This is a genomic window from Stenotrophomonas sp. I18B00994 (genome assembly GCF_014145825.1).
In the GTDB taxonomy this organism is placed as follows: Bacteria; Pseudomonadota; Gammaproteobacteria; order Xanthomonadales; family Xanthomonadaceae; genus Stenotrophomonas; species Stenotrophomonas maltophilia.
Genome location: NZ_JACIUW010000023.1, coordinates 65,559 through 72,195 on the forward strand (window position 1 = coordinate 65,559; position 6,637 = coordinate 72,195).

Genomic DNA, 6,637 nt, shown 5'->3' on the forward strand with positions numbered 1-6,637 from the left:
GCCGGACGATGAGTGTGTGGGCGATCGGCGACCTGCAGGGCTGCTATGACGTCACCCAGCGGCTGCTGGAGAAGATCCGCTTCGACCCGGCGCAGGACACCCTGTGGTTCTGCGGCGACCTGGTCAACCGCGGTGGCCAGTCGCTGGAAACACTGCGGCTGGTGCATTCGCTGCGCGAGCATAGCGTGGTGGTGCTGGGCAACCATGACCTTTCGCTGCTGGCCGTCGGTGCACGCACCGAAGAGGAACAGCGCAAGGTCAACCCGGACCTGCTGCGCATCGTGCAGGCCGAGGACCGCGACGAACTGCTGGACTGGCTGCGCCTGCAGAAGCTGGTGCACGTGGACCGCGAGCTGGGCTGGATGATGGTGCACGCCGGCCTGGCGCCGAAGTGGACCACGCAGATGGCCGAAAAGCATGCCGCCGAGGTCGAGGCGCAACTGCACGGTGCCGGCTACCGCAAGCTGTTCCGCAACATGTACGGCGACAAGCCGAGCTGGGCACCGAACCTGTCCGGCTACGACCGTTCACGCGCGATCATCAATGTGCTCACCCGCATGCGCTACTGCACCCCGCGCGGGCGCATCGGCATCGAGGACAAGGGCACGCCGGGCACGCAGGAACAGGGACTGTACCCCTGGTTCGAAGTGCCGGGCCGGGTCGAGCGCGACCTGAAGATCGTCTGCGGCCACTGGTCGGCGCTGGGCCTGACCATCACCCAGGGCGTGCATGCCATCGACACCGGCGCAGTCTGGGGCGGCAAGCTGACCGCGATCCAGCTCGATACCGATGAACTGCGCGTGGTGCAGGTGCCGGGCCGCGATGTCCCCGCACCCGTGCCCAACGCACGCCCGCCAGCGCGACCGGCGCACGAGCGCCCGGCGGCATCGGCGCAGGGCAAGGAACAGGGCGGCGGCAACACCCCGGCCGCCAACCCGGGCAACCGCGGCCCACGCCGTCGTCGTCGCCGTGGCGGCGGCGCGGGTGGTGGCTCTGCGGGCCCCGGCAGCAACAGTCCCCCGCCGCAGGCATGACGCGGCGCGGTGTGGCACCATGGACGGTGCTGCTGTTGACGGTGGCCCTGGCCAGCGGCTGCCAGCCCCCTTCGGCCCCGGCCCCCGCCGACGGCGGAAACGCCGGCCTCACGCCATCGCAACCGCAGGCGCCTTCGCCGCCGCTGGTGGCAGCGGCGCGCGCACAGGTCGGCGTCACCACCCGCTACAACCCTGCCTATCAGGTGCTGGCCTATCCCGGCGGCGACGTTCCGGTTGATCGCGGCGTGTGCACCGACGTGGTGGTGCGTGCCCTGCGCAGCCAGGGCCTGGACCTGCAGGCGCGCGTGCATGAAGACATGCGCGGCAATTTCAGTGCCTATCCCGCGATCTGGGGCCTGTCACGGCCGGACCGCAACATCGATCATCGCCGTGTGCCGAACCTGATGCGCTGGTTCGAACGGCAGGGCTGGCAGCAACCGGTCACGGCCGCCGCCACCGACTATGCGGCCGGCGACATCGTCGCCTGGAAGCTCAACGGCAACGGCCTGCTGCACGTGGGCATCGTCTCCGACCGGCGGCTGGCCAATGGCACGCCGCTGGTGCTGCACAACATCGCGCGCGGCACGCGCGAAGAGAACCTGTTGTTCCAGCACGCCATCATCGGGCATTACCGGATGCCGCAGCGACAGCCCAGGTAGAGTCGACTGTCAGTCGACTATCGCGCGCAGCGTGGGTTTTTCGGGTGACCGCCGAGAGCAGTCGACCAACAGTCGACTCTACCCCGTCGACATCCCCGTCGGTGTTTTCGTTGGTATTTGCGCGATCAGCGGCGCACGTAGTGCGCGAAGCGGAACGCGTAGGCATGGCGTTCGTCGGCCGGGTGCGGCTCGCTGCTCACTTCCCGCCAGTCCTGCATGTCGACTTCGGGGAAATGGGTATCAGCGGGGATTTCGGCATCCACCCAGGTCAGGTACAGGTCACTGGCCTGGTCCAGCAGCTGGTGGAAGATCTCGCCGCCGCCGATGATGCACAGCTCGCTGGCGCCCTCGCCTTCGGCAATCGCCTTCGCCTCGTCCAGCGACGCCACCGCGCGCATGCCCTCGAACGGCACCTGGCCGCTGCGGGTCAGCACCAGGTTGGTCCGTCCCGGCAGCACGCGGCCGATCGATTCGGCCGTCTTGCGGCCCATCAGGATCGGCTTGCCCAGGGTGAGCGCCTTGAAGTGCTTGAAATCATCCGGCAGGTGCCAGGGCATGGCATTGCCCTGGCCGATGCCACGGTTGCGATCCAGCGCCACGATCATCGACAGCTTCATCGCGCTCATACCGCCACCGGCGCCTTGATCGCCGGGTGCGGATCGTAACCGTCGATGCGGATGTCGTCGAACTGGAAGCCGAACAGATCGGTCACCTCCGGGTTCAACCACAGCTTGGGCAGCGCGCGCGGTTCACGCGACAGCTGCTCGCGCGCCTGCTCGAAGTGGTTCGAATACAGGTGCGCGTCGCCCAGCGTATGCACGAAATCGCCCACGCCCAGGCCGGTGGCCTGCGCCACCATGTGGGTCAGCAGCGCGTAGCTGGCGATGTTGAACGGCACGCCGAGGAAGATGTCGCCGCTGCGCTGGTACAGCTGGCAGCTGAGCTTGCCGTCCACCACGTAGAACTGGAACAGGTTGTGGCACGGCATCAGCGCCATCTGCGAAAGCTCGCCCACGTTCCAGGCGCTGACCACCAGCCGCCGCGAATCGGGGTTGCGCTTGATCTCGTCGACCAGCCACTGCATCTGGTCGATCTCACGGCCATCGGCGGTGGCCCAGCTGCGCCACTGCTTGCCGTACACCGGGCCGAGATCGCCGTTCCCGTCGGCCCACTCGTCCCAGATGCGCACCTGGTTGTCCTTCAGGTAGCCGATGTTGGTGTCGCCTTTCAGGAACCACAGCAGCTCGTGGATGATCGAGCGCAGGTGCAGCTTCTTGGTGGTGACCAGCGGGAAACCTTCATTGAGGTCGAAGCGCATCTGCCAGCCGAACACGCTGCGGGTGCCGGTGCCGGTGCGATCACTCTTCTCGGCGCCGTGTTCGAGCACGTGCGCCAGCAGGTCCAGGTAGGGCTTCATGCCTTGCCCTCGGCAGCCACCGGCAACTGCGGCTGCAGCACCGGCGCGCGGCGCGACATCACCAGCAGCACCAGGCCGAAGGCGATCAGCGGCAGGCTGAGGATCTGGCCACGGGTCAGCCAGTCGAAGGCCACGTAGACGCCGTTGTCGGGCATGCGCACGAACTCCACCGCGAAGCGGAACAGGCCGTACATCAGCGCGAACAGGCCGCCGACCAGGTAACGGTGGCGCGGCTTGGCCGACACGGCCCACAGCACCACGAACATCACCAGGCCTTCCAGGAAGGCTTCATACAACTGCGACGGATGGCGCGCGAACTGGTTCAGCGCGCCGGTGGCGAACTGCGCCTGCAGGGTCGCGTGGTCCAGCTGGTTCAGCGGCGCCGGCAGGCCGGACGGGAACACCACGCCCCAGGTACCGTCGGTGTACTTGCCCCACAGCTCGGCACCGATGAAGTTGCCGATGCGGCCGAAGCCCAGGCCCAGCGGTACCAGCGGCGCCATGAAATCCATGGTGTCGAAGAAATGCAGCTTGTGCTTGCGCGACCACCACCAGCAGGCGCCCAGCACGCCCAGCAGGCCACCGTGGAAGCTCATGCCGCCGTCCCACACCTTGAACAGCAGCAGCGGGTTGTGCAGGAAATCGCCCAGCGCGTAGAACAGCATGTAGCCGATGCGCCCGCCCAGCACCACGCCAAGCATGGCGTAGAACAGCAGGTCGGAGAAACCATTGGCGTCGACGCCCGGCAGGCGGCCGGCGGCGATGCGCTTGCGTCCCAGCAGCCAGGCGGCGGTGAAGCCCAGCAGGTACATGATGCCGTACCAATGCACCTTGATCGGCCCCAGCGAGAGGGCGATGGGGTCGATGTCGTGGAAATAGATCATGGAAGGTGCCTTGCGGTTGAACGCCTATTCTCGGGCCAGTGCCGCCCCGGCTCAACCAAGGAGCTGGGGCGAGTTCGGCAACGCGTCATCGTTCGACCGGGTCGAGGCCGGAAAGTGCCCTTCGATCAGGCTGGAGACCTCGTCGATGGCATCCTGCAGCGCTTCCACCGGATTGGAGCCACGCAGGCCCTCGCGCAGGTGGGTGCAGACCCGCTGCCATTGTGCCGGGCTGACCCGGCCCTGCAGGCCACGGTCGGCGACGATCTCTATGGCGTGGTCGGCCAGAAGCAGGTAGATCAGCACACCGTTGTTGTGGGTGGTATCCCAGGTGCGCAGGCGCGCGAAGGCATGTTCGGCGGCCTGGCGCGGGGTGACCTTGTGCCACAGCGCGGCCAGCGGCAGGTCCGCTTCCACCGCGAACATCACTTGGCCGCCGTGGCGCTGCTCACCGGCTGCGATGGCCTCGGTGATCGCCTGCAGCGTGGCGGGCGGGAACGCGCGCCGTACCGACGGCGAAAATACATGACGACACAGTCGTTGGATCATCACCAGCCCCCCGAAGCACCACCACCGCCGGAGCGGCCACCGCCGCCGCCCCAACCGCCGCCGCCGCCGAAGCCGCCTCCGCCGCCCCAGCTGCCACCGCCCCAGCCACCGCCACCGGCAAAGCGGCCCGGGTGACCGGAGAGCATGGCAACAATGAGGCCCACGACGCCAGCCAGGCCACTGGCGAGCAGCGTGGAGGTGAACAGGAACGCCGCCAGCGCCGCACCGGCACCGCCGAGCAGGCCGCGCAGCGGTCGCGGCACGCGCGAGAACACGCCGCGCAGGATGCTGCCGGCGAACACACCGATGAACAGCGCCAGGAACCAGGTATCGCCACCACCGCTGGGCTCACGCCCGCGATAGCCACTGACCGGTGCCGGCAGCGTTTCGCCGTCGATCAGCTTGACCAGCACCGCCGTGGCGTCGGTGATGCCACCGGCGTAGTCGCCGCTGCGGAAGCGCGGCACCAGGTACTCCTGGATGACCCGGTTGGCGATGGCATCGGGAATCGCTCCCTCCAGACCATAACCGGGTTCAATGCGCACGCGCCGGTCGTCCTTGGCCACCACCAGCAGCACCCCGTCGTCCACGCCCTTGCGGCCGATCTGCCACTGGTCGAAGACCCGCGTGGTGTACTGCGCGATGTCTTCCGGCTGGGTGGTGGGCACCACCAGCACCTGCAGCTGGCTGCCCTTGCGCTGCTGCAGCTCAATCGCCTGCTGCACCAGCGCCTGCTTCTGCGTGGCGTCCAGCGTGCCGGTGGTATCGACCACCGGCGAATCCAGCGCCGGAATCGGAGCGAGCTGCTGTGCATGCGAAGCCAGCGGCAGCCACAGCAGCAGGGCCAGGAGCGCAGTGGCCAGGCGCATGGGTCAGTGGCCCGGCTGCGGTGCCGGCTGCTGCTGCGGCGCGCTGCCGAAATCGACCGCCGGCGCGTTGGAGATCTGCGCTTCGTTTTCCACGGTGAAGTTCGGCTTGGTCTTGTAACCGAAGATCTTGGCGGTGATCACCTGCGGGAACGAGCGGATGTAGGTGTTGTAGTCCTGCACCTGCTGGATGTAGCGGCCGCGGGCGACGGTGATGCGGTTTTCAGTGCCTTCCAGCTGAGCCTGCAGGTCGCGGAAGTTCTGGTCCGACTTCAGCACCGGGTAGTTCTCGGTGACCACCAGCAGCCGCGACAGTGCGCTGCCGAGTTCACCCTGGGCCTGCTGGAACTGCTTGAGCGAGGCTTCGTCGTCGGCGTTGACGTTGATCTGACCAACACGCGAGCGGGCGTTGGTGACTTCGGTCAGCACGCGCTCTTCCTGGCTGGCGAAGCCCTTCACGGTCTGCACCAGGTTGGGCACCAGATCGGCGCGGCGCTTGTACTGGTTGAGCACTTCGGACCAGCCGGCCTTGACCGCTTCATCCTTCTGCTGGATGGCGTTGTAGCCGCAGCCGGACAGCAGGGAGGCCAGCAGCATCAGGGGCAGGACACGGGTGAACAGGCGCATGGCGGAGGTTCCGGGTGGACTGGGCACCGAGCATGCCACGGTTCGAGTGAAAGACCGGCCATCGGGCGCCGCCCCCTCCGCGGTGGTTGGCGAGGAAGCGTTATCGGGGTCGGCCGGGAGGGTGGGTTGGCTGGGGGGCGCTGCAAGTACGTCCATGTAAGCTCGATCGCGCTTGCTCGTGTGCGCTGTCCTGCGCACACGGCAAGACCGGGGTTGGGCATCCTGCCCAACCCGCCCGTGGCATGCCTCGGGCCCATGGCGCTCACGCCCCCAGCCAACCCACCCTCCCGGCCACGGACAATTTCCTGGGCACCGCGGGGAGATCAAAAGAAAAATCAAAAGCAAAACGCGGTTCTTCAGGCATTCGTGTCGACCAAGGTCGACACCTACCGGAGCGGAACGCCGTTCCGGCAGACCGCGGGAAATTGTCGAAGGCGGGGTGGGTCCGGTGGCGGGGGTGTCTGATCTGGCCGCATGGATGCGGCTGCCAAGCCTCCAGGGACGGATTCACGGCGTCCCCCGCCACCGGACCCACCCCGCCACCCCACGGATAACCAGCTTTTGACGTTGACGTTGATTGCAGCGGGTGCAGGGCGGCAAGCCC

8 protein-coding genes are annotated in these 6,637 nt (G+C 67.5%); 2 read left to right on the plus strand and 6 right to left on the minus strand.

Features of this window, described 5'->3' with window-relative positions; all coding sequences use genetic code 11:
* Positions 1-8: 8 nt before the first annotated feature.
* Both H4O10_RS19170 and H4O10_RS19175 read left to right on the plus strand, forming a co-directional pair.
* Positions 9-1,034, plus strand: coding sequence for a symmetrical bis(5'-nucleosyl)-tetraphosphatase (locus H4O10_RS19170; protein WP_024958642.1), 1,026 nt, complete (start codon positions 9-11; stop codon positions 1,032-1,034).
* Complete coding sequence (locus H4O10_RS19175) at positions 1,031-1,693, plus strand: DUF1287 domain-containing protein (protein WP_049453912.1); 663 nt, start codon at positions 1,031-1,033, stop codon at positions 1,691-1,693. Before H4O10_RS19170 ends, H4O10_RS19175 begins: the two co-directional genes overlap by 4 nt.
* A gap of 125 nt (positions 1,694-1,818) precedes the next feature.
* Here the strand turns inward: H4O10_RS19175 and H4O10_RS19180 are convergent, their stop codons facing one another.
* The 6 genes from H4O10_RS19180 to H4O10_RS19205 are packed head-to-tail and all read right to left on the minus strand — an operon-like array spanning position 1,819 to position 6,033.
* Positions 1,819-2,310, minus strand: coding sequence for a dihydrofolate reductase (locus H4O10_RS19180; RefSeq protein ID WP_024958640.1), 492 nt, complete (start codon positions 2,308-2,310; stop codon positions 1,819-1,821).
* 5 nt (positions 2,311-2,315) lie between these two features.
* On the minus strand, positions 2,316-3,110 hold the full coding sequence (locus H4O10_RS19185; RefSeq protein ID WP_033834747.1) for a thymidylate synthase: 795 nt from the start codon (positions 3,108-3,110) through the stop codon (positions 2,316-2,318).
* Entirely contained in the window at positions 3,107-3,994 is an 888-nt protein-coding gene (gene lgt / locus H4O10_RS19190) for a prolipoprotein diacylglyceryl transferase (RefSeq protein WP_033834746.1), read from the minus strand. Before lgt ends, H4O10_RS19185 begins: the two co-directional genes overlap by 4 nt.
* Positions 3,995-4,045: 51 nt before the next feature.
* Positions 4,046-4,540, minus strand: coding sequence for a TPM domain-containing protein (locus H4O10_RS19195; protein ID WP_033834745.1), 495 nt, complete (start codon positions 4,538-4,540; stop codon positions 4,046-4,048).
* On the minus strand, positions 4,540-5,409 hold the full coding sequence (locus H4O10_RS19200) for a TPM domain-containing protein (RefSeq protein ID WP_033834744.1): 870 nt from the start codon (positions 5,407-5,409) through the stop codon (positions 4,540-4,542). The genes H4O10_RS19195 and H4O10_RS19200 overlap by 1 nt, the downstream gene beginning before the upstream one ends.
* Positions 5,410-5,412: 3 nt before the next feature.
* Positions 5,413-6,033: a LemA family protein gene (locus tag H4O10_RS19205; protein WP_033834743.1), complete on the minus strand. Its 621-nt coding sequence runs from the start codon at positions 6,031-6,033 to the stop codon at positions 5,413-5,415.
* Positions 6,034-6,637 lie beyond the last annotated feature (604 nt).

Coding starts and splice junctions, on each gene's coding strand:
- lgt (WP_033834746.1), bottom strand. CDS start 3,994: ATGATCTATTTCCACGACATCGACCCCATCGCCCTCTCGCTGGGGCCG.
- H4O10_RS19205 (WP_033834743.1), bottom strand. CDS start 6,033: ATGCGCCTGTTCACCCGTGTCCTGCCCCTGATGCTGCTGGCCTCCCTG.
- H4O10_RS19175 (WP_049453912.1), top strand. CDS start 1,031: ATGACGCGGCGCGGTGTGGCACCATGGACGGTGCTGCTGTTGACGGTG.
- H4O10_RS19170 (WP_024958642.1), top strand. CDS start 9: ATGAGTGTGTGGGCGATCGGCGACCTGCAGGGCTGCTATGACGTCACC.
- H4O10_RS19200 (WP_033834744.1), bottom strand. CDS start 5,409: ATGCGCCTGGCCACTGCGCTCCTGGCCCTGCTGCTGTGGCTGCCGCTG.
- H4O10_RS19195 (WP_033834745.1), bottom strand. CDS start 4,540: ATGATCCAACGACTGTGTCGTCATGTATTTTCGCCGTCGGTACGGCGC.
- H4O10_RS19185 (WP_033834747.1), bottom strand. CDS start 3,110: ATGAAGCCCTACCTGGACCTGCTGGCGCACGTGCTCGAACACGGCGCC.
- H4O10_RS19180 (WP_024958640.1), bottom strand. CDS start 2,310: ATGAAGCTGTCGATGATCGTGGCGCTGGATCGCAACCGTGGCATCGGC.